This window comes from Micromonospora sp. WMMA1363 (genome assembly GCF_030345795.1).
Classification (GTDB): domain Bacteria; phylum Actinomycetota; class Actinomycetes; order Mycobacteriales; family Micromonosporaceae; genus Micromonospora.
In genome coordinates this window covers 3,836,584-3,857,792 of the sequence record NZ_JAUALB010000001.1, presented here as the reverse complement: position 1 = coordinate 3,857,792, position 21,209 = coordinate 3,836,584, and the positions used below count along the sequence as shown (strand labels likewise).

Genomic DNA, 21,209 nt, shown 5'->3' with positions numbered 1-21,209 from the left:
AATCAACACATTCGCGTCGCTGAGATCAGCTCATTGTGCCGAGCAGACGGGAGGCGCTGCGGCGGGAGGGCGTCGGGGTTGCCCCACTGGCGTACTACGACGTTGAGGAAACCAACGTCTACAACATCGAGATCGACGACCTGCCGGCCGAGCACCCAGGCCGCATCGTCATGCATCGCGGCAACGCGTTCGTCCCGCGCGACCGGATCCCCACCGACAGTGTCATCCACCGGCTCTACATCGACCCGTCGTTCGTGCGCTTCGTCGCCGCTTGCTTCGAACTCCCGGACCTGCACGAGCTCGCCGACCCGCTGTCCGGCCTGGTGCTCAACGTCGTGCAGCCCGGCATGGAGCACCCGTGGCACTTCGACACCAACGAGTTCACCGTCAGCATGCTGACCCAGGAACCGGAGGAGGGCGGCGTCTTCGAGTACTGCCCGAACATCCGTTCGGCGGGCGCGGAGAACTTCGGCGCCGTCCGTTCGGTGCTCACCGGCGCCGACCGCTCACCGGTGCGGGCCCTGGCCCTGCGCCCTGGTGACCTCCAGCTGTTCAAAGGCCGGTACGCGCTGCACCGGGTGAGCGCGGTGCGCGGTTCCACCGCCCGGCACTCGGCGATCTTCGCCTACTCCGAACGCCCCGGCGTGACGGGCAGCGCCGCCCGTACGCGGCAGCTGTTCGGCCGGGTCCTGCCCGCGCACCGCGACGCCGAGCGCAATGCCGTGCGAGTCGACCAGTTGCTGGATTAGTAATCGCGAGGAGTCGCCCCGTGCGTTTCGACCGGACTGGAAAAGTTCGCTCGGCGGCAGCCACACGCAATAGGGTGCGGCTCCTCTGAGGTGATCGTCTATTGTGGGATGGCACCGCCGAGGTAGCGGCTGTTGTGGATGCGTTGTTGTTCCTGGGCCAGGTGCCAGGTCCAGTACTGGTCGAAGTCGCCGTTGCTGATCAGGGTGCGGAGTTTGAGGATTGCTTCGGCGCCGTCGAGGCCCCAGCGAGCGCCGGTGACGTCCATACGATCTTTGACCAGGTGGCGGCAGGCGCCTTCGATCACCCCGGTGGCGATCGGCCACCCGTTGGCCAGCGCGGTCGGGTAGTCCAGGTACGGTTTTTTGGCCAGCAGGTAGGCGGCGGCGACATCGGCGGGTTTGCGTTTGCCGGGGTCCAGGCCGTGGTAGGTGGCCTTGCGTCGGATGGCTGCGGCGACTATGCCGGCCCGTCCGGCCAACACCTGCCGGGCCTGGGCGCGGACCCACCGTTCGGCGTTCGGGTCGCCCTCCGGGTGGAAACACCAGGTGGCCTTCCAGAGGTACTCGATGACGTGGATGAAGTCCACAACAACCGGCAAGGTGATCTTGCGGGTTTTGGCCTCGGCGTGGATCCGGTCGATCTGGTGGGTGTTGCCGTCGACCAGGGCGATCCAGGTCCGAGCGTGGTCGGGGTCGCGGCGGTCGGCCTCGGCGAACCCGGCGGCGATCACCGCCGCGGCGTCGTCGGTCACGCTGGCGTGCAGCCACTTGCCGGAGGTGACCGGCGCCGGGGTAGCAGTTTGGGCCGCTTCGGGGTCCTCGGGCAGGATGTCGGCGATGGTGCGCGGCTTGCCGGTCACGTCGAAGACCGCGGCGACCTCGCACATCCGCTTGCGGTTGCGTTTCTCGCCCTTGGACCGGCGGCCGGCCAGTTTCTGGCTGACCGCGGCCTTGGCGGTGCCCGCGCGGAGCCCGTCGGGGCGCATCACCACCCCTTTGGCGTCGAAGGACAACGCCAGCACATCATCATCGGCCGACCAGTCCGGGGCGTGGGCGGTGTAGAAGGCATCCACATCTATCGCCGCTGCGGCGGCCAACGCCTCGACCTGCCGTTTCCCGATACGCACCGTGGTGGCCCGCTCAATCGCGGCCGCCGCGTCGGTGAACGAGCCGCGGGCCGCCTCGGCCGCGGCCAACCGGCGCAGTCCATGCGAGTGCTTCTCCACGGGCAGGTTCAACACCGCGTCCGCCGGGTTCAGATCGGCCCGCGCCCGCGCCCGGTAGGCGATACGCGTCACCACCACCTCACCGAACCGGGTGGCCAGCGTCCGCTGCCGCCCCCGCTCGGCCCACCCCCGCAGATGGCTATCGGCGTCGGTCACCTCGTCGAGCCGTTCCTCCCGACTGGCACGAAGATCCAGACTGTCCTGCAACAACTGACACAGCAACCGCATGCCATCGGTATGCAGCCGCTCCTCCAGTTCGGCGTGAGTCATCCCCGCCGCATGCTCACCGGACAGGAAGTCCACCATCGCGCCGAACCGCACGGATGAGCCGGCGAAAGCATCGTCCGCCGTCTCGGATGCGTACTCTTGCACCGGGCTCCCTCTTTGCTGATGTTCGTGTCTCGCAACCGACGAACATAGCGGGAGGATCCCTTTCACCATCACAACCAGTAACACATCCCCAGGCCACACAGCGTGTCGCCGCACCTCACCAGAGCCGCACCCCACGCAATACGATCCCCGCGCCTATCTCACCACCCTGCGTGAGCTCGACCATTGAATTCCGACGGGTTGCCGTGGACGGCGGACTTCCCGCTGTGGATGTTCCCGTTCGCACCGATCACCGACAGCCCTCGCGGCCCTCGGATGCGACACGGTGCGGGTGGACCGGGCTGTTCCGGCAGCGCCGTTTCGCGGCCGACCGGGAACAGTGGCAGGTGCTGAAGACGACGTCCGCCGCCGGCGTTGATCCGGACGGTCTGGAGACCGACGGCGTACGCTCAGCGCTGTGTTTCCCGGCCCATCGGCGCTCCCGACCCCTTGACCTGACGTGGACCAGTCACTGACCCGGAAGGCCGCCCGATGAGCAGCGAGTTTCCAGGAGACCACGTGAGCACGTTCCACAACGAGGACACGCTGCCGCGGGTGCCGTTGCCCGCGCTGGAGGACACCTGCGCCCGGTTCCTCGAGTGGTCTGCGCCGCTGCTGACGGAGGAAGAGTTCGCCGACACCAAGGCCGCGGTGCAGGAGTTCGGTCGCGCCGACGGTCCGGGGCCGAAACTGCACGCCGATCTGGTTCGGTACAACGCGGATCCAGCCACACACAGCTGGTTGGACACGTTCTGGCCGGCGCGCTATCTCGGTCGCCGGGACCGGATCGCGCTGAACGCGAACTTTGTCTTCCTGTTCCGCGACACGCCGTTGCGCGGGTTCGCCGAGCCGCAGGTGGAGCGCGCGGCGAGGCTCATCGCTGCCGCCGTGAACTACAAGACCCAGCTCGACGACGAGCGCATCCCGCCGATCGTGACGCGCGGGCAGCCGTTGTCGATGGAGCAGAACAAGTTCCTGTTCTCGACCACCCGCATCCCGGGACCAATGCAGGACACCGTTCGAGCGCCGTACAGCGACGAGATGCCAGGTCCGTCGACGGCGCGGCACATCGTGGTGTTCCAGCGCGGCAACGCGTTCCGGATGGACGTGGTCGGTCCAAACGGGCGCCCGTACTCCCTCGACAACCTGGCGGCCGGCCTGCGTGAGGTGGAGAAGGCCGGTGTCGCACGGGGCGCGACGGCCACCGCGGCTGGTCACCTCACCACGATGGCCCGGACCGAGTGGGCGGCGGCCAGGGACCGTCTGATGGCCTTGGATCCCGGCAACGCCGCGGCTCTGGACACCGTCGAGACGGCACTGTTCTGCGTGTGCCTAGAGGACCGGACGCCGGCCGACGACCTGGCGGCCTGCGACCAGTTGCTGCACGGCGACAGCGGCAACCGGTGGTTCGACAAGGCAATGTCGCTCATCGTGTTCGCCGACGGCACGGCCGGCATCAACGTCGAGCACTGCGGGCTGGACGGCACCACCGTCCTCAGCTTCGTCGACACGATGCTCGCCGCGTCGCCCGAGGAACACGCCGCGCAGTCGGGTGCGACGGCGCAGGGGGTGCCGGCGATCGAGGCGATCACGTTCGTGCTCGACGACGCGCTGCGGGCCGACATCGTCGCCGCGGCACGGTCGTTCGCCCAATACGGCGCGGACACCGCCACCGTGACCCTGCCCTTCGACGAGTTCGGGGTGGACGAGGTCAAACGGCTACGAATGTCGCCGGACGCGTTCGTGCAGATGGCATACCAGCTCGCGCACAAGCGGGCCAAGGGCTTCATCGGCGCCACGTACGAGTCCATCGCCACCCGCCAGTACCTGCGGGGGCGGACCGAGGCGATGCGCGTCGTCACGCCCGAGGTGCTGCGGTTCGTGGCCACGTCGGAGGACCCTGCCGCTTCACCCGACGAGCGGCGGGCAGCGTTCCGGGCCGCGGCCGACAAGCATGTCGACCGCGCGAAGCAGTGCCAGGCCGGTGCGGCACCCGAACAGCACCTGTGGCAGCTGCAGCTGATCCAAAAACGGCGTGGGGCGGCGCTCGGCGTGCCCGAGTCGTCCCGGCTGTACGAGACGCCGGGGTGGCTCACGATGCGCGACGACTACCTGAGCACCAGCTCGGCGCCGTCGACCAGCATCCGCTACTTCGGGTTCGGGGCCACCAGCAGTCGCTGCATCGGGATCGCGTACGTGCTGCTGTCGGACCGGTTCAACCTGTACCTCAGCACCCCGCGCCCGGTCGCCGGCATGATGTACACGTTTGCCGACCAGCTCCGCGAAGCGTTACGTGAGCTGCGCGACCTGCTCGACGAGCGGTAGCCCGGGTAACGTCCGCCCCGGCCGTTCGATCTCCGTGGTCTGTGGCCGGTGTGACGGCGCCCGCGCTGGCTCCCGCTGGCTGCCCATCGCACCCCCGCCTGACAAGCTCCAAGCCTCCGGCGCACCCACAAGATGTCCCAGCCGTGCATGATCTGGTTGAGCCGGATCAGCAGGTACGCCGCACCGCGGCGTCATCCTCTACGTCGAGGCACCGAATATGGACCACGCAAGGATGCTCAATTTCGCGAAGGGCGAGGGAGCCTTGCGGGCCATCCCCACCCAGGGCTACATCAAGGAGATCCACATCAAGACCAAGACCGGCTGGATCCGCTGCTTCGGGGGCGACTGCAGCTAGGATCGACAGCGATGGCGATCGAGTGGATCAGCAGAGTCAACCGTCCGTTCACCCTTCAGGACGCGCTCGACCTGACGGACGTCCGGCTGGCCGGCCTGCTCGGCCAGCCGGGTCTGCGGGGGAGTGTTGAGGCGCGGGAGGCTACCGCCGCCCGGCGTCGAGGCGAGCCCAGTGACCCGGTGCCGAAGTCAATCCTGCGGCAAACCATCGATCCGTATCGAGTGGCGCCCCCTCCGCCCGGCGAATATCTCACCGTCGTCGCGGAGATGATCTTCGAAGTCATCGAACACTCGGCCTCGACCCTCGTGAGCGTTTGCCAGAGCGAGCCGCGTTCGGGCGGATCCGGATACGGGATTGTTCGCCTGGGTGACGGCCGAGCGGACTCGGATCTCGCAGGTGATGGCCATCGCCGCCACGCTTGCGCTAGCCGAGTGCGGTGGCGGAGAGGTGATCGACGAGTCCGGCTACCTGTCCGATGAGCGGATGAACCCCCCGCTGGAGTTGTTCGAACGGCTGCGCGTGCCGGCCCCTCCGGAGTCCCTTGACGCGGCCGTCGACGCGATGCTGGCCCGGAAGAGGTTGCGCCCGAGGACCGTCGGTGGGTCGCGACTGACTGCGCAACCCGACCCTGCAGGAGGGCAGGGGCGGTCTTCGTCCGCGCCAAGTCCGCCTCAAGGCGCTCGTCGCGCCGCCGCAGCCGCTCCAACTCGGCGGCCTCGGCGCTGCGGCGCCGGTTCTCGCCGACCGGACTCTTACGAGAGCCGAGCCGACCCTGACCATCTGCGGCACGATCGCCTATGTGAAGGGCAAGGGGTTCGTCCGGCAAGGCGTGGACGAAGACCGGCGCCGGCTATCGGACCGTCGTGCTTCCTCGCTTCGCGGTTGGCATGTTGATAGCACGCAAGCTCACCGCAGCCAACAACCCTCACGATGCGATCTTCGCGTCCCGGCGCGGCACCTGGCTGTCGCCGCAGAACGTGCGGCGTCAGTGGCGTCAAGCTCGTGTCGACACCGGCCTCGAATGGGTCACGCCGCACACTGCCCGCAAGACCGTCGCCAGCCTCATCGACAAGGAGGCCGACGCCAGGAACGCCGCCGGTCAACTCGGCCATGAGGACGAGGTGATCACCAAGAAGCACTACATCGTCAAGCCGGCCGTTGCCCCCGACAGCCCCCACATCCTCGAGAGGCTCGGTCCCGGCCAGGCGGCAAGCGACCCTGGGCAGTCCCAGGCCGCCCAGACGAACCGTCGTACGGCCCGCGCCCACCCGGCGAATCTGATTGCCCTCCGGCGTTTCCGGGGGGATTGAAAAACGCATAGATAAACTTAAGGGCCTGACCGCATTTCCTGCTGGTCAGGCCCTTAACTCTGGTCGGGGTGGCCGGATTTGAACCGACGACCTCTTCTTGACAACCAAAGCGGCCGGGGGTATGTCGCTGATCGTCAAAACCTGTCACTGACCTGCACGAACGCGACCGACTGGTGATCAACGTTCGTCGCTAATGGTCGACACTTGGAAGGGGTTTTCGGGGGGTAAACGGGGGGCGACGCGCGGCATCCACGACGCGGAATAGCCATCACCGCCCCCGGGTCGGAATCAGGGCAGTGACGGCACACGGGTCACGCGCGTCATGGTCAGCGTTCCGGAAGCCAGCAGATGACCGTGTGCTGTGCGGCGACGGCGCGGCGCCAATCGCGTACGCCGACGCGTCCGCGCGCCACCTCGACCTGTCCGTGGTAGATCGATGCATCTACGACGGCATCGAAGTCGTGCCAGTCCGCCTGCGCGCCGCAGCCGGTGCACGTGTTCGGGTTGAAGCTGGCGCCTCGGGAACCGGATGGCCGGGGTTGCAACCTCCGGGCCACGATGTCCTGGTCGGCGCCCCGAAGGATCTCTTCGGCGAGCGCCAATGCGCCCTCCTGGTCGACCTTCACGAACTCACCGGGCCTCGGCCGGGCTACGGGCAAGAGGGCTAGGACCCACAGCATCTGGTGCGCGCAGCGAGGACAAGGCGCCACCCTCCCCAGAACCTGCAGCATCAGCGTTCCGGTCGTCCGTGGAGCCTGCGGGATCGACATGCGCACATGTTGCCAGCCGGGTAGGACAGTTCGGCCTTGACTCGAACGCCCCCGATCTTCCTCGAACGGATGTTCGATCAGGCGTATGATCACGCCACGTGGCGGGGTGGCCGTTGACCTGGCGTGTTGCCGCTCGGTGGGTTCCGGGCGGCTCGCCTTCGGGCGCCTCGGAGGCCATCATCACCGCGACGAGCGCGGCAGCCCTACGCGCGGCCGTCATGGCTGCACGTCGAAACGTCTTGATCGAAAGTTACCGCTACTGGTCTATCCGCGAGTGGGACGCGGCCGACGATCCGCCTTCGTGTCCGACGTGCGGGACGCGGTGGGTGCCCGTCGAAGTACACGACCAAGACTGCACCTGTGGCGGGCACCGTCGCTGGGAACATCGGGGGCGAGCCTGTCCGCCGGTCGTACTGCCGCCGTACGGTCCCGGCTGTGGCGACCTTCCGCGCCCGCCCGACCTCCCGCCGTGGGGCGAAAACTGGCGGCCGGTTCGTCGACCATCGGCGCCGGGGGTCTGATCGTCGGCCAGGCTGTCGCCGGCAACGGCGTTCCGGTACGCCGACCGCCGCGTGGGCGGCTATCCGGGGTGCGGTGGGTATTCCGGCCTGGGGAACAGCGGTGACATGCGCAGCGGGCGGAAGACGCGCTCGACGGTCTCGGTTGTGCCGACGATCGTCAGCCGCCCGGCTGCGGTCAATGATCATTTGTCCGCTTCTTCGGCCGAGCCGTGGTAGCCCGCGGCCTGGAGGTTGTACAGCTCGGCGTAGAGGCCGTCGGCCGCGATGAGTTCGTCGTGGCTGCCGGCCTCCATCAGGTGCCCGTGGTGCAGAACGAAGATCCGGTCGGCGTGGCGGACGTTGGCGAGCCGGTGGGTGATCAGGATGGTGGTGGCCCGGCCTTGCCGGTCCCGGATGGCTTGGAACAGGGCGTCCTCTGCGCGCGGGTCGAGGGCTGAGGACGGCTCGTCCATGATGAGCAGGTCTGCGGTGCGGTAGAAGCCTCGAGCGGCGGTGATGCGCTGCCATTGCCCGCCGGAGAGGTCCTGCCCACCGGCGAACGTCCGGTCGAGCAGGGTCTCGTAGCCGTCCGGCAGTTCGGTGATCATGCCGTGGGCCACCGCGCGGACGGCGGCGGCCTGGATCCGGTTTGAGTCGGGTTCGCCGTCGGCGTCGCCGAGGGCGATGTTCGTGGCGGCGGTGAAGGGCCACTTGTGGTACTCCTGCGTCACGACGGCGATCCGCGCTCTTAGCGAGGGCTGGTCGTAGTCGTGCAGCGGCTGGCCGTTCCAGGTGATGGTCCCGGCGCTGGGGGTGCGCAGTCCGGCGATCATGGCAGCGAGGGTGGTCTTGCCGGAGCCGTTCTCGCCGACGAACGCGACGGTCTGCCCCTTCTCGATGGTCAGGGCGACACCGGCGACGGCCGGGGTGTCGCGGTCCGGATAGGTCAGGGTGGCGCCCTTGACGGCCAGTTCGGCGAGCGGGGCGGCCTCGGTGGCCACGGCTGGATCGGTGTCGGCGGGTAGGTAGTCGGCGGCGCGGCTCATGAAGCCGGTGTAGTCGGCGAAGTGCTGGCCCTCGGTGAACACCCGGTCGATGTGCAGCGTGACGGTGGATAGTGCCCGCTGGGCGGCCTGCACGGCGATCACGCAGGTGGCTGCGGCGGCGAGCGGGATCTGCCCGTCCAGCAGCAGCGCGCCGAGTAGCACGTAGACGCCGCCGGTGGCGAGTCCGCTGATCACCGAGCCGATGCTGGTGGTCGTGGTGACCCGGTGGGCCAGGGCGAGCTGGACGTCGGTTTCGGCGCCCATGACGCGGTCGTACTGGTCGAGGAGGAACCGCCGGAGCCCGTAGGAGCGCAGCTCGGCGGCGGAGTATCGCTCGGCCATGAGTCGGTGCAGTAGCCAGCGTCGGCGGCGGCGCACGGAGCCGGCCAGGAACGTTTGGTATCGCAGGTGGCCGGCGCGCAGCGATGCCCAGGCGTTCGGGATGGTGGCGACCAGCAGGGCGACGAGCAGCAGCGGGTGGATCACCACGACCGCCACGGTGACGGCCAGTAGCCCGGCGAGGCCCGCGAGGAGATTCATCGAGCCCTGCACCAGCTCGACCACGGATTCGTTGCCGCGCGAGGCGCGTTCCATGTCGTCGGCGAACGCGTCCTCGTCGAACGCGTCGAGGCGCACGGCGGTGGTGACCTCGAAGAGGACCCGCTCTACCTGCTGGTTGACTCTGGGGGTCAGTCCGTTGAGCGCGTACCCGGTGGCGATGCCGGCACCGGCGCGTACGGCGATGGCCGCCGCCAGGGCCGCCAGCGCGGGCGCTGCCGCCCATACCTTTTGCGGGGTCGGGCCGCCAGCGAACAGCTCGATCAGCACCCGCTGAGTGGCGAGGAGCCCGAGCGTGGACATCACGGCCGCGCCGACGGTCGCCACGGCGACGACCGAGGTACGGGTTCGATCGGCGCGCCAACTGATCCGGAGCGCCTCGGCGACCAGGCCGGGTAGTTCGGCAAACACCCCGAGCAGCCCGGTTTCCGCGCGTGCCCGGATGCCGGTCTCCCACCACATGCTGCGCAGTTCCGGCAGCACGGAGGCGTCGGCGGCGCGGCTGGCCTGGCGAGGGACGTTCACGGGCGCGGGATCGTCGGGACCGGCGTTGTTGGTGCGGGGCGTTGGCACGAAGAACACTCCTTGTCGTCAGCGGAGCCCGGAGTCCTGCAACGGAGCAACCTCGCAGGCGAGTTCAGGTGCTCACCGCTGGCGCGTGCCGGCCCGATGGAGTGGGGGCGGCGCCGAAGATCGCTTCGGTGGCCGCCTGCGCGAGGGTGGCTTGGGTGGGGGCGGACAGCCCGAACCGATTCCAGTGGAAGATCACGTGGAGTGCGATGACGGCACGGAGTCCACGGGTGAGACGGCCGGTCTCGCGTAGGCGTTGGAGACTCGTGCCGGCGTCGGCAAAAGCGGCGTACCAGTCGTCGGTCGTGCGGGCGGTGCCGGTGAGCAGGTGGCGAACGTTGTCGGTGAAGCCTTCCCACGTGCGGTGGTCGGGGACGGGCGGCAGGTGGCCGGCGCGGTGCTGGACGACTCGTGCCCAGACGTCGCCCTGCTCGTTGAGGTCGAGCGCTGCCGCACGCATGAGCGCGGTGCACAGAACGAGCGAGCGTTCCCGGCGATCGGTCGGGTGCCGGTGGAGGTAGGCGAGGAGGTGGCGGCTGTCGTGGTGGAACAGTGCGTGCGCGGCGGACATGGCGTCCACGCCGCCGAAGGCGTGCGTCTCGGATTCGTAGATGTCGGGGGTCCAGCTCACCCCGTCGGTGATCAGCTCGCGTGCTCGTTCTCGGCTGCGCTGCTGCCCGGTGGGCAGGTAGCGGACCCGCCAGGCGCCTTTGCGGATGACCCACCACGAGGTGATCAGCCCGGCAGCCTCGGCAGCGGGAAGCACCCGTCCGAGGTGGTCGACCGCGCGCTGCTCGCGTTCCTGCGGGGTATCGCCGGGGTAGCTGATGTTGATCTGTTGCCAGGGGCTGTCATCCACGGCGGACCCTTTCGTCAGGCGAGCAGGAGGCAGGCGTCCCAGGAGGTTGCGGTGCTGGCGACGGCGGCGAGATCGGCTCCGGTGGTGCCGACGAGCAGCCCCTCGGGTACGTCGGTACCCGGGATGACCTGCCGGTGGAGGTCTTCGATAGCGGCGAGTGGTGTCGGGGTGAGCGCATCGGCGGCGATGCGCCGGGCGGTGGCCAGAAGCCCGGCAGTGCCGTGGCACAGCCCGTGCTCGCTGAGCAGCTCGATCTGCGCCGGGTCGGTGACGCAGCCGGCGAAGGCGACCTCGGCGAGGTGCTGCCGTTGGGTGTCGCGCAGGGCCTGCGCGGCGAGCTGTTGGGCGCGGGCGATGCCGGGGGTGCCGTAGCACCAGGATGGCCGTAGCGGGGCTTGCTGCGCTGGGGCGCCGCGCCGTAGGTCGGTGAGGGTGACGGTCTGCGGCCACCAGGTCGTGCCGTTCGTCTGCTGCTGCCAAGTGTCTAGCCACTCGCAGATCCGGGTGATCGCCTCGGCGTGCCCGTCGACCGTGATGCGGTCGCGCATCGTGAGGGCGAGCAGCGCGAGCGGGCCGGTGATGCCGTGGGCGATGCCGTGGTTGGCGTGGCCGCCGATCGGCGCCGCCTGCTGGCGCTCGGGGCCGTTCCAGCACCACCAGCCGGGCAGGGAGCCTCGCGGCTCGGTCAGCCGGACGAGGTAGTCCAGCACCTCGCGGAGCGGGTCGTTATCGCCCAGCCTGCGCAGCGCAACGCCGAGGCCGGTCAGCCCGCGGATCAGGTCGTACTCGGCGAAGTGCGGCTGCTCGTTGCGGTCGATGCGGCGGTGCGCGGCGTCGAGCCGGTGGCGGGTCACCGTGACGGTGCCCTCGGCGGTGATCGCCCTGGCCTGCGCGAGCCCTGGCTGGTCGGTGGCGGCGAGGACGAACGCGAGCGCGGGGGCGCCATAGAACAGGCTCGCACCGTCCGCGATGCTGACGCCCCCGGCCGTGGACTGACGCAGCGCCTCGCACGCTGCCGGCCAGTTGCCGGTCTCCAGGTGCAACAGGGCGACGCCAGCCGCACCGTCAGCGAGGGACTGTCCGGCGCTCATGCCGCCTGCCGGGCGTGCGCGGTACGGGCGACGGTCCGGGCCAGCCGCAGGCAGTGCCGCTCCGACGTGGAGTCGACGCCGATCATCCGGGCGTGGTGCAGGTGCAGCAGGTCGCCGAGGACCCGGTCCGGGTCGAGTCCGTCCCTCTCGGCCAAGGTCCGATAGGCGCCCAACGCTGCGGCCAGTTGCTCGTCACGGAACGGCATTCGGGCGAGGTCGAGCTGCGCCGTGTCCAGGCGGGAACCGGTGAGCTGGGGAACATGGGCGGCCAACCAGCCCAGGCCGTCGCCGGTGAACCCGTCGGCAATGGCGATCATGCCGGCGGCGGTGGCCGCCTGCCGGTCACCGGTCAGCCGGCGCATCGCAGCGCGGGAGTCGGCGGCGAACACCGCTTCGGCAGCGGCGAGGGTGGCCCCGGCGCCGTGGCGGGTTTCGGGCCGGTAGGGGTGCAGGCTGTAGTCGTGTACGAGGGCGCCGTCATGGAGATCGGTCACCCAGTCGGCGAGGTGGCGCGCGGTCTCGGCGAACCGGTCGACGTCCGGAAGCGGGATGCGCAGCCGCAGGTGGGGCTCGGGGTCGGGATAGCGCACGAACCACCAGCCGGCCGATAGGTGGTCGGCGGGCCGGCCGGCGAGGTCGGCCAGGAGGGCATCGAGCCGTCCGTACAGGCGTGCCTCCAGCCACCGCGACCGGCCGGGCCGGTGCTGGATGGTGCAGACGGGCCGGGCCGGTCGAGCTGGCCGGGTGGCCGGTGCCGGGTGGGTGAGGGTGAGCAGCAGCTCGGCCGGTCGGTTGTCGATCCAGCCCGCCGGGCCGGGCGCCTCCGTGATCACGGTGCGGGCGTGCCGGCCGAGGTGCTCGCGCAGAACCGCCAGGTGCGCGGGTTCGTCCAGGTCGAGGCGCAGCCGCACGTCGTCGCCGCCGAGAAGGACGTGCTGCGGAAGATACCGCTGGCGGTGGTGCCGCTGCCAGGCGTCGCGCCACTGCGCCCATCCGGCGGTCCGGCCGGGCAGCGCGGCGCGGTCGATGACCCAGCGGGCCGGGTGCACGATGGTGCGTCCGCGCCGCAGGCGGGGCAGGAACGGCAGACCGGCCGCGTGGCCCCACTCGAACCGGCTGCACGGCGCACTCCACGCGGTCCAGACTTCGGCGAGGAGCCGCATCAGCGGTTGCTGCAGGGAGGGCAGCAGGACGCTGTTGCACAACAGCGGCTCGACGGGCTGGCCGCTGCTCTGCGACACCAGCCACAGCCGCTCGCCGTCGCCGGTCACGGCCAGATCCTCCACCCTCCACGGTGGGGCGGGATGATAGTCGCCGAGCGGAAGCACCGGCAGCAGCTCGGGTACGCGGGCCACCGCCGTGAGGCGGGCGTCCAGCGGAGGGCCGGACAGTTGCACGGTGGCCGCACCCGGTTGGGCGGTCGGCAAGTCCTGGTAGATCCGCTGGAAGGAGGCGAACTCGGCGGGGGTGAGCAGGTGCAGGAACCGGGCGGCGGAAACCCCGGCGTGCCGTGACCCGCTGAGCACCGTCAGGGTGAACGCGCCCCGGTCCAGGTCCCGAAGCGTGTCGGCGGCGAGGGTGAACCGTAGTTCGGTGTGCGGGACCGGCGGCCGGTCGTCATCGGCGCGCAGCCGCTCGATCAGCGCGTCGTCGAGGACCACCTCGGCGCAGCCGTCCAGCGCGGCCTGCTGCGCGAGCTGCCCGAGCAGCCGATCCCTGGCCGTGAAGCCCGCCGGGGCGCGGCGGGTCGATCCTCGGTAGCCGGCTGGGTACCCCAGCACGTTGAGCACGTCGCGGACCGGCACGGCCGCTCCCGGACCCCACCGCTCGATGAACGCGCGGTGGTACTCGGCCCACCCAGGCAGCGGTGGCGCCACTGCTACCAGCGTCGCCGCTGCTCGGCCCGCTTCGCGTAGCACCGCCGGGGGAAGCGTCACCGCGACGTCGGCGCGCAGGTCGACCGCGATCCGATGGCCGGGATGCGGTACGGCGTAGCGGCCGGCTACGTGCGCGGCCGGGTCGGTGACCGTCATCGCCGGCCGCAGCGCCGACAGCAGCACCCCGACCTGCACCAGTTCGGCCAGCAGCCGCTCGGCTGCGGCGACCTCGGCGGTACCGGCGATCTTCGCGGCGAGGTCGGCGAAGCCGATCGGCGACTGTGCCGCCTGGATCGCAGCCTGGACGGGGCCGGTGAGGCGAATCTCGGCGTCCCACCGCCGGTCGCCCTCTGCACGGGCACATGGGAGCACCCATGTGGCGCCGCGCTGGAATCCGAGCGAGTTCGTGACCACCTCTACGGTGCGCAGGGTGGCGAGGTCTTGTTCGGCCCGCGCGGTGTGCTCGGCGATGAATGCTCCGTCCGGGCGGGCGACCGCGTGGTGGGCCTCGCCCAGGCGGACCGCTGCGTGGGCACCGAACTGGACCGGGGCGACCCCGGCGAACGTGCCGAACGGAGTCGCGCGGGTGGTCCACCGCAGCAGGTACTTGACCGCTGCTCCGACGAGGCGGCGTAGCCGCTGCTCCGCGATTGGCTCGCCGGCTACCGCCCGAGCGATCTGCCCGGCCAGCTCGGGCGCTGCCGAGGTGACGGCCTCCGCGAACCGTGGCAGCTTCCACACCGTGTCCAGCCAGGTGCGCCACTGTTCCGGTTCGTCGGATGCCAGGTCGGGCCAGCCGGGCAGGTTGAGATCGCTCGGGTACGCGGCGACTCTGATCAGCGCCGCACCAGGCGCGGGAATCATGCTGCACCACCGAGGGGGTCGGCAGGCCCGGCGCCGTGCGACGCCGGGCCTGGATGTGCGGGGAGCGGTCGGGTCAGTTGCCGGCGTCGCAGCGGGTCGTGCAGGCGTTGGAGCCCGTGTTGCCCGAGCCGCAGTTGTCGTCGGTGCCGGTGGCGTAGCCGGTCGCGGCGGGGCCGGCGTCGACGAGGGTGACGTCCAGGGTGAACTCAGGGGCGACCGTGGGGACGACCGTTTCGTTCATGGGCGTGCCTTTCTACGAGGGGTTGAAGGTGAGGACGACGCGGCTGTGCCGCTTGTCCAGCACCGTCCCGGCCGGCAGGTCGCCGTCGGGAGTTCCAGCGGGCAGGACGTGCAGCATCGGCGAGGGGCTGCCCGCGTCCAGCCAGGCGCGCATGTGCTCGACCATCCGTTCGGCCGCCGCGCCTGCGTCGCGGCCGTGCGCGCGGGCGCCCACGTCGAACAGGTCGCCCGTCCACTTGAGCGCCGAGCGGTAGCTGAAGGTGCCGTCGTGCAGGGCGGCGGGCGTGCCGTAGCGCCACGCCGGGTTCACGAGGCCGGCGTCGATGGCCTCCTGCTGGGCGGTGAGCACCACGAACTGCTGCCCCGCCTGCGTGATGCGCGCCGCGAGCCACAGGTCGAGGTCGGCCAGGACGGTGCGCGGCGGCAGGCTCGCCCCGGCCCACTCCTGCGCCGGCGGTTGCGACAGCAGCGCGCCGATGGCCTCCGGATCGACCTGCTGCCCGAGTTCGTCCAGCCGCAGGTGCACGCCGTCGGCGATGTCGACGTAGCGCATCTCGTGGGCGCCGGAGCCCTGCATGGACACGAAGCCGCACAGGCGTTGGCTGTGGCTGGTTAGCCGGTTACCGGTCCGGCGCAGCGCCCACGAGCGGGTCATTCCGAACGTGCGCAGCGGCACGACCAGGGTGCCGGTCGCGGCGAGCTGTCCGGTCCAGGCCGGGGGGATGTCCCACGCGCCGACCGTCACGATGATCAGGTCGTAGGAGCGGTCGTGGCCGATCGGCTGGTCGGCGTCGGCACAGACGACGGTCACGTCGTCGTAGCCGGCCGCCGCCAGGCACGCCGTGGCCCGGTCGGTCACGTCGCGGTCGATGTCCACGGTCGTGACCGAGCCCGCCGGCCCGACCAGCTCGCGCAGCAGCGCCGCGTTGTAGCCGCCGGAGCCGATCTCCAACACGTGCCGGTCGCGTAGTCCGCCGTCGACGGCGTCGGCCGCCTGACCGAGCATCTCCGCGATCAGCCAGGGCGCCGACACCGAGCTGACGGCCTCGTCGCCGCGTCGCTTGGTGATCACGGCCTGGTCGGCGCGGTACGCCTCCTCCAGCGGCGCATCCGGGGTGAACAGGTGGCGGCGGACGGCGCGAAGGGCCGCCTCCACCTCGGGCCGCATCGTCAGCCCCTTGTCGGCGTGATCAGCGACGAGCTGATCGACCATGGCGGCATGTAGGCCCTCGGCGCTCACCGTGTCGACGCTCACTGGTTGCACTCTCCTTTTCATCTGGGCCGCCCGGTTGGATGGCCCGGCCTTCTCGCTGTTCAGGTCAACACCGCGGCTAGCGACTCGACTCGCCGCGTCACGGTTGGTTCATTTCGGCTGACCTACGTACTGAGCTGGGGTCAGAACAACGTGTCCGGTGCCTGCGTCGGTACGAGGTCCGGCAGGGCGGCCACCGCGCACAGGCCGGCTAGTGCGACACCGGCGGGCCACCGTCGGGTGACGAGGCCGCCAACGAGGATGGCCGCCCCGGTGGCGTCCCACAGGGCTCGGTGTGGCTGGCCGTCGGGCACCGCCTGGGTGACCGTGGCGGTGAGGTCGAGGTGTTCGAGCAGCGTGGTGAGGCTGTTCCCGCCGGCGTCGATGCGGCAGGCGCGGGCAAGGCGCAGTGTGTCGATGAGCCCGGCCGGCGCGATGGAGGGGCAAAGGCGGTGCAGCAGGCGCCAGTCGACGCCGATGTTGTGCCCGACGAGCCACCGGCCGGTGATGCGGCCGGCCAGCTCGGGCTCGATCGCGGTCAACGGCCGGGCGCGGCTGAGTACGTCGTTGGTCAGTCCGGGCGCGATCCATGCCCGGGCGGGGATGGGGCGGCCCGGGTTGACCAGGGTGGCGTACGCATCGGCGAGGGCCGGCTGCCCGGCGGCAAGGGGGACGAGCGCGATCTCCAGGATGGCCTCGTGGTCGCGGTCCTGGGCGCCGCTGCCTTCCAGGTCCAGGGCGACGAGGTCGGCCTGGTGCCAGGCGTCGGTGCCGGTCACGGGTCCGTCCTGCCGGGTGTCGGGGTCAGTCATCTTCATACCGCGCCTCCTGCTCGAACTGCCGGCGCACCGCCGTGAACGCCTCGACCTGCGTGGCGTCGGTGCCGTGTCCGGTGAGGGATCGGCCGTGGGCGTGCAGGTGGTGGGGCTGGTCGAGTTCCCAGATCTGGTACCGCAGGCCGTGTTGGATGGCGTAGCGGCGCTGCTCGCCGAGGCCGTGGGTCCACACGTGGCCGTCCTCGATTACGTACTGCGTCTGGTAGCCGAGCTGGCCGAGGATGCGGTCCATGCTGGCCGGGGTGGGTTGGGTGTGGTCGTCGGCGCAGCGCCGCTGCTGGGCGGCGGGGCAGATGTCGCACAGCTCGCGCACGCCCCAGTGGCCGTTGTAGTCGGCCACCTCGTGCGCGTAGGCGACGCCGCAGCTCGTCTTGCGGAACAGCGGCGTGCTGATCCCGGAGGCACGCCAGGCGGCGACCACGGCGGCGTCGAGGTCGGCGGGCATGGTCTTGCGCCGGTGGTAGTCCTCCCCGAACGGCACGGGCACGCCGAGTCCGCGCAGGTAGTCGGCGTTCTCGGGCTTGTGGTAGTAGCCGGTGAACACGATCGCGTCGGCATCGCGGCCGATGTCGAGCACGTGCGCCATGGTGTCGGGGGCGTCGTTCCAGCCGGGCACGATCGGCCGCCAGTACAGCACCACCCCGGTACGGCGCTTGTGCGCGGCGGCGGTGCGGATCGACGTCACCGTGATCTCGCTCTTGGAGATCGGCTCCACGCGCGGGTCGCTGATCCCGGAGTAGGTGAACAGCAGCGTGACCCGCAGGTGCCGCAGCTTCTCCAGCGCGGCCATGTCCGCCTCGGTGACCTTGAACCGGGTGATCAGCAGGACGTGATTGGTGAAGCCGCTCGCGTCCATGGCGCGCAGGACCTGGAACAGGTGCGGTTTGACGCCGGGCAGGAACGGGTCGGTGGCTTTGTTGAACAGTTGGATCGGGGTGACGTCGGGGCGGAACGCCTCGTGTCCGACGAGCCGGTCGATCGCCTCGTCGGTGGGCATCAGCAGGTGCGGGACCTTGACCTCGAAGTTGCCCCAGAAGTGCCGTACGCAGTAGCCGCACTCCAGGGGGCAGCCGATGATGTGGTTGAGGCTCAGCCCAGACTTGCGGTAGCCGACGACCTGCGCCATGTAGGGGTCCAGGTCGGCCTGCTGGTCGGCGGGCATGACCGGCAGCAGCCGGGGGCCGGACGTGAAGGTCGGTGCGGCGGTGCTGGTCACCGGGTACCTCCGGAAGGGGTCGCAGGGGCGCGGAGCAGGTGCGCGGCGCCGGGGCCGTACCAGATGCCGAAGTCGCGGGGTACGACCTCGACGGTGTCGGAGCTGTGGATCAGGTTGTCGACCAGGCGGCCCTCGGCCATCGCGGCGCGCAGGCTGTCGATGCCGAAGCGGCCCCGGATGGTGTCGGCCGGCGCGGTGGCCGGGTCGGTCGGGCCGAGCCGCTCACGCAGCCTCGGTGCGGCGTTGGGACCGTAGGCCAGCGCGAGGCCGGTGGGTTGGCCGACGAAGATGCGCCGCAGCTCGGCGGGCACGTCGCGGCCGATCTTCGCGGACAGCGGCAACATGTCGGAGTAGTGCACGAAGATCTGCGCCTCGGTGGGCCACACCGTGCGGACGTCGACCACCTGGACCTCGCGTTGGACCCAGACGAGCACCGGTTCACGCAGGCCACGGGCCAGGCAGTCGGGCTTGAGGATGATCACGGTCCAGTCCGACCAGTCCACCCCGGGCGGCGGGGTCACGACGGCCACCCGGCCCGGATCGTGGCGGGCATCCGGTCCGGCCAGCGGCGGGCCACCAGCCACCGGTGGCCGGGATGCAACGCGGCCATGGCGTCCGGGCCGACGGTGCCGTCCGGGTCGTGGACGATCTGCCGGTACACCTCGAACAGGGCGAGTACCTGCTGCCAGTACAGCGGCAGCGAGACACGGTCCAAGCGCACCGGGTCGAGGCGGCGGGTGTTGGTGCGCAGGCTCTCCTCCCAGGCCATGACCAGGGCAAGGTCGTCGTGGCTGGTGGCCGGCATCGACGGAACCGGGAACCTCGGCCGGGCGGTCGGCCCGGCGGCCTCGGCGAGGATCGCATCGACGCGGTCCAGGTCGAGTAGGTTGACGTGCATGGAACCGACGTGGTGGGCATACGTGCCGACCTCGACGCCGAGGCGGCGGGCCGTGTACTCCTGGAGGAAGGTGAACGAGAACGTGTCGCACAGCAGCCCGATCACCGCGTCGTTGCCGCGCATGTAGGCGGCGGCGTGCAGCGCGCCGTCACGGAGCAGGAACTGCAGGCCGAGGGTGCAGGCCACGTCCGGGTGGGTCGGGTCGGTCAGCTCGTCGGGCCGCATGATGACCATGGCGGCGCGTTTGGTGTCCGGGTCCTCGCGTAGCAGGGACACGACGCGGTCGAACTGGCTGCGCCCATCCGGACCGTTCGGGGTGAACAGCCTCGGTCCGTAGGCGGTGCCGGTGAGCCGGCCCTCGATGGCGAGGTCGCGCAGCCGCGGCGCGTAGTAGCCGATCATGTCGAGGTCGTCGCGGCCGGTCAGGTACCACAGCGCCTCGGCGTGGTTGAACACGATGTTGGTCCGCCGGGCGGCCAGGTACGGGGTGCGGTCAACTGGGTCGGTGATCGTGAAGCTGCTGTTGATGATCTCCCGGGCCTTCTTACCGCGCCCGTTCGTCTCGTACTGGTGGCGCCGGGCGACGGTGCGCAGCACCGCGAGGTACGCCTGCTCGAAGCTGTCGTAGGTGGGGCCGTAGACCATGGCTACCTCCGGGGGCTCAGGCTGGTCAGGGTGGTGAAGACGTCGTCGAGGACGGCGACCTGCCGGGACAGCCGCATCGGCTCGAGCAAGCCCAAACACGCCGCGATCAGGTCCGCGTGCTCGGTCGTGCCGGCCATGCGTTGCAGTTGCTCGACCCGCTGCACCACGTCCGCCCCGTCGCTGACGCGCAGCACCGGCGGCACGAACGCCTCCCCGCCCACGAACTCGGCCGGCAGAAGAGGAAGGCAGCCGGCGAGCAGGGCCTCGAACAGCCGGGACGTCATGTGCCCGACCGCGTTGTACCGCTCGGGTAGCAGCAGCACCGTCGCGAGGGACTGCCGGTGGATGGCCGCCACCTCGGCAAGGGGGCAGCGGCCGGTGAAGGTGACGTGCGGCCACCGCTCGGTGCGCGGCCACTTGCCGGCCACCCGGTGCCCGACGTGGCGCGCGGCCGGGGCGAAGTAGCGGTCGAAGGCGTCGTCGCGGTCGTACTGGTTGCCGACGTACACCAGCGACAGCGGCCGGGTCAGCGCGGCGAGGGCGGCGGGGTCGGCGGCGTCCAGCGCCGTGTCCGGCACCGGGCACAGCAGGGTCGTGGCGCCCGGGGTCGGGTGCAGGGCGAACTCGCACACCGTCACGTTCGGAAGCGCGCGGAGCGGGTCGTCGGCGGGGAGCTGCCGGTCGAGGTCCCAGATCACGGTGGGGGTGCCGCACGCGCGGGTGTAGTGCTCCAGCAGCTCGGTTTGCCGGTGCAGGTCGCAGGTGTGGCCTGGGGTGCCGCACGGGGTGGTGTTGCGGCCCGGCAGCGGCCACCGCCACTCCAGCATCAGCACGTCGAGGTCGGGTAGGCCGCCGAAGGTGTACTGGCCGCGCAGGTCCAGGCCCGCCTCGGCCAGGTCCCGGTTGCGCTGGACGAGTACCACCTCGTGCCCGGCGGCGGTAAGCCCGTCGATCAGCGGGCGGCGGTAGGCCCGCGACCCGTCCGGCGTGTCCACCACCCCGGGGCCGAGGAACCCCCAGCAGCTATACCCGACCCTCATTCCGCCTCCCCGGTCGGGCGCGGGCGTCGCCACATCGGGTACAGCTCCGGCCCCTTCGGCAGCCGGTACCCCGGGCGGGGAAGGTAGCCATGCCGGCGGTACAGGACGCCATGGCGGCTGCTGGTGGCCTCCAGATAGGCGGGCATTCCGATGGCGTCGAGCTGGGTGTGGTGGTGCTCCAGCAGGGCGCTGCCAAGACCCTGGCGTTGCCGGTCCGGGTGCACGCCGAGATGAGCGAGGTAGTGGTGCGGCGTACCGGTGGGGTGGTGTTCGTGCATCGCCTGGTCGAGGGCGACGAACCGGTGCAGGTGCTGGCCGCACGCCTGCGCGAGGCGGGTGTCGTAGTTCGGGATCTCGACGTCGAACCGGTCTCCGACCGGGTACCAGAGGGCGACGGCGGCGAGGTCGTCGGTGACGTCGATCCAGCCGGCGGCCTGGGCACCTTCGGTGAGGAGCCGGAAGTACGGCCAGTACACCTTCTCGCGGGTGTCGACGTTGGGGACCAGCCAGGGGCCGAGGTCGCCGTGCAGGAACGCCTCGGCGAGCACGGCGGCCACGGTGTCGGACTCGGCCGGGGTGGCGCGGCGAATCGTCGGTGCGAACGGGGCCATGG

At 70.6% G+C, this 21,209-nt stretch carries 18 protein-coding genes and 1 pseudogene; 5 read left to right on the top strand and 14 right to left on the bottom strand.

Annotation, left to right across the window (positions count from 1 at the left end; translation table 11 throughout):
• Positions 1 to 32 precede the first annotated feature (32 nt).
• Positions 33 to 749, top strand: coding sequence for a HalD/BesD family halogenase (locus tag QTQ03_RS17955; RefSeq protein WP_289280883.1), 717 nt, complete (start codon positions 33 to 35; stop codon positions 747 to 749).
• 98 nt (positions 750 to 847) lie between these two features.
• Here QTQ03_RS17955 and QTQ03_RS17950 read toward each other — a convergent pair whose 3' ends face one another.
• Positions 848 to 2,281, bottom strand: coding sequence for an ISKra4 family transposase (locus QTQ03_RS17950; RefSeq protein WP_289280660.1), 1,434 nt, complete (start codon positions 2,279 to 2,281; stop codon positions 848 to 850).
• 582 nt (positions 2,282 to 2,863) lie between these two features.
• On the opposite strand from QTQ03_RS17950, the gene QTQ03_RS17945 reads away from it, so the two are divergent.
• The 4 genes and pseudogenes from QTQ03_RS17945 to QTQ03_RS17930 all read left to right on the top strand — a co-directional run.
• Complete coding sequence (locus QTQ03_RS17945; RefSeq protein ID WP_289279062.1) at positions 2,864 to 4,669, top strand: choline/carnitine O-acyltransferase; 1,806 nt, start codon at positions 2,864 to 2,866, stop codon at positions 4,667 to 4,669.
• Positions 4,670 to 4,901: 232 nt separating this feature from the next.
• Positions 4,902 to 5,024 carry a hypothetical protein gene (locus QTQ03_RS17940; protein WP_289279061.1) on the top strand — a complete coding sequence of 41 codons (123 nt, stop codon included), beginning with the start codon at positions 4,902 to 4,904 and terminating at the stop codon, positions 5,022 to 5,024.
• A gap of 11 nt (positions 5,025 to 5,035) precedes the next feature.
• Positions 5,036 to 5,503 (top strand): hypothetical protein, encoded by a 468-nt coding sequence (locus QTQ03_RS17935; RefSeq protein ID WP_289279060.1) that lies wholly within the window; start codon positions 5,036 to 5,038, stop codon positions 5,501 to 5,503.
• Between the two features lie 281 nt (positions 5,504 to 5,784).
• Positions 5,785 to 6,334: pseudogene (locus tag QTQ03_RS17930) on the top strand (tyrosine-type recombinase/integrase); the annotation flags it as partial.
• Positions 6,335 to 6,660: 326 nt separating this feature from the next.
• Here QTQ03_RS17930 and QTQ03_RS17925 read toward each other — a convergent pair.
• The 13 genes from QTQ03_RS17925 to QTQ03_RS17865 form a co-directional block, all read right to left on the bottom strand.
• The gene (locus QTQ03_RS17925) at positions 6,661 to 7,104 is read right to left on the bottom strand and encodes a hypothetical protein (protein WP_289279059.1); all 444 of its coding nucleotides are present in this window, start codon (positions 7,102 to 7,104) and stop codon (positions 6,661 to 6,663) included.
• 703 nt (positions 7,105 to 7,807) lie between these two features.
• Positions 7,808 to 9,781 carry an ABC transporter ATP-binding protein gene (locus QTQ03_RS17920; protein WP_502889776.1) on the bottom strand — a complete coding sequence of 658 codons (1,974 nt, stop codon included), beginning with the start codon at positions 9,779 to 9,781 and terminating at the stop codon, positions 7,808 to 7,810.
• Positions 9,782 to 9,845: 64 nt separating this feature from the next.
• Positions 9,846 to 10,637 (bottom strand): thiopeptide-type bacteriocin biosynthesis protein, encoded by a 792-nt coding sequence (locus QTQ03_RS17915; RefSeq protein WP_289279058.1) that lies wholly within the window; start codon positions 10,635 to 10,637, stop codon positions 9,846 to 9,848.
• 14 nt (positions 10,638 to 10,651) lie between these two features.
• Positions 10,652 to 11,728: a lanthionine synthetase C family protein gene (locus QTQ03_RS17910; RefSeq protein ID WP_289279057.1), complete on the bottom strand. Its 1,077-nt coding sequence runs from the start codon at positions 11,726 to 11,728 to the stop codon at positions 10,652 to 10,654.
• On the bottom strand, positions 11,725 to 14,469 hold the full coding sequence (locus QTQ03_RS17905) for a lantibiotic dehydratase (protein WP_289279056.1): 2,745 nt from the start codon (positions 14,467 to 14,469) through the stop codon (positions 11,725 to 11,727). Before QTQ03_RS17905 ends, QTQ03_RS17910 begins: the two co-directional genes overlap by 4 nt.
• A gap of 73 nt (positions 14,470 to 14,542) precedes the next feature.
• The gene (locus QTQ03_RS17900) at positions 14,543 to 14,710 is read right to left on the bottom strand and encodes an FxLD family lanthipeptide (RefSeq protein ID WP_289279055.1); all 168 of its coding nucleotides are present in this window, start codon (positions 14,708 to 14,710) and stop codon (positions 14,543 to 14,545) included.
• 12 nt (positions 14,711 to 14,722) lie between these two features.
• The gene (fxlM, locus tag QTQ03_RS17895; protein WP_289279054.1) at positions 14,723 to 15,964 is read right to left on the bottom strand and encodes a methyltransferase, FxLD system; all 1,242 of its coding nucleotides are present in this window, start codon (positions 15,962 to 15,964) and stop codon (positions 14,723 to 14,725) included.
• A gap of 140 nt (positions 15,965 to 16,104) precedes the next feature.
• On the bottom strand, positions 16,105 to 16,779 hold the full coding sequence (locus QTQ03_RS17890) for a 3'-5' exonuclease (RefSeq protein WP_289279053.1): 675 nt from the start codon (positions 16,777 to 16,779) through the stop codon (positions 16,105 to 16,107).
• The gene (locus QTQ03_RS17885; RefSeq protein WP_289279052.1) at positions 16,766 to 18,013 is read right to left on the bottom strand and encodes a hypothetical protein; all 1,248 of its coding nucleotides are present in this window, start codon (positions 18,011 to 18,013) and stop codon (positions 16,766 to 16,768) included. Before QTQ03_RS17885 ends, QTQ03_RS17890 begins: the two co-directional genes overlap by 14 nt.
• Positions 18,010 to 18,597, bottom strand: a complete 588-nt coding sequence (locus QTQ03_RS17880; RefSeq protein ID WP_353890597.1) for a nucleoside-diphosphate kinase — start codon at positions 18,595 to 18,597, stop codon at positions 18,010 to 18,012. The genes QTQ03_RS17885 and QTQ03_RS17880 overlap by 4 nt, the downstream gene beginning before the upstream one ends.
• A complete protein-coding gene (locus QTQ03_RS17875; protein ID WP_289279050.1) occupies positions 18,531 to 19,556 on the bottom strand; it encodes a thymidylate synthase in 1,026 nt (341 codons plus the stop codon). The genes QTQ03_RS17880 and QTQ03_RS17875 overlap by 67 nt, the downstream gene beginning before the upstream one ends.
• A gap of 2 nt (positions 19,557 to 19,558) precedes the next feature.
• On the bottom strand, positions 19,559 to 20,596 hold the full coding sequence (locus QTQ03_RS17870; RefSeq protein WP_289279049.1) for a CgeB family protein: 1,038 nt from the start codon (positions 20,594 to 20,596) through the stop codon (positions 19,559 to 19,561).
• Positions 20,593 to 21,207: a GNAT family N-acetyltransferase gene (locus QTQ03_RS17865; protein WP_289280881.1), complete on the bottom strand. Its 615-nt coding sequence runs from the start codon at positions 21,205 to 21,207 to the stop codon at positions 20,593 to 20,595. Before QTQ03_RS17865 ends, QTQ03_RS17870 begins: the two co-directional genes overlap by 4 nt.
• Between the last annotated feature and the right edge of the window lie 2 nt (positions 21,208 to 21,209).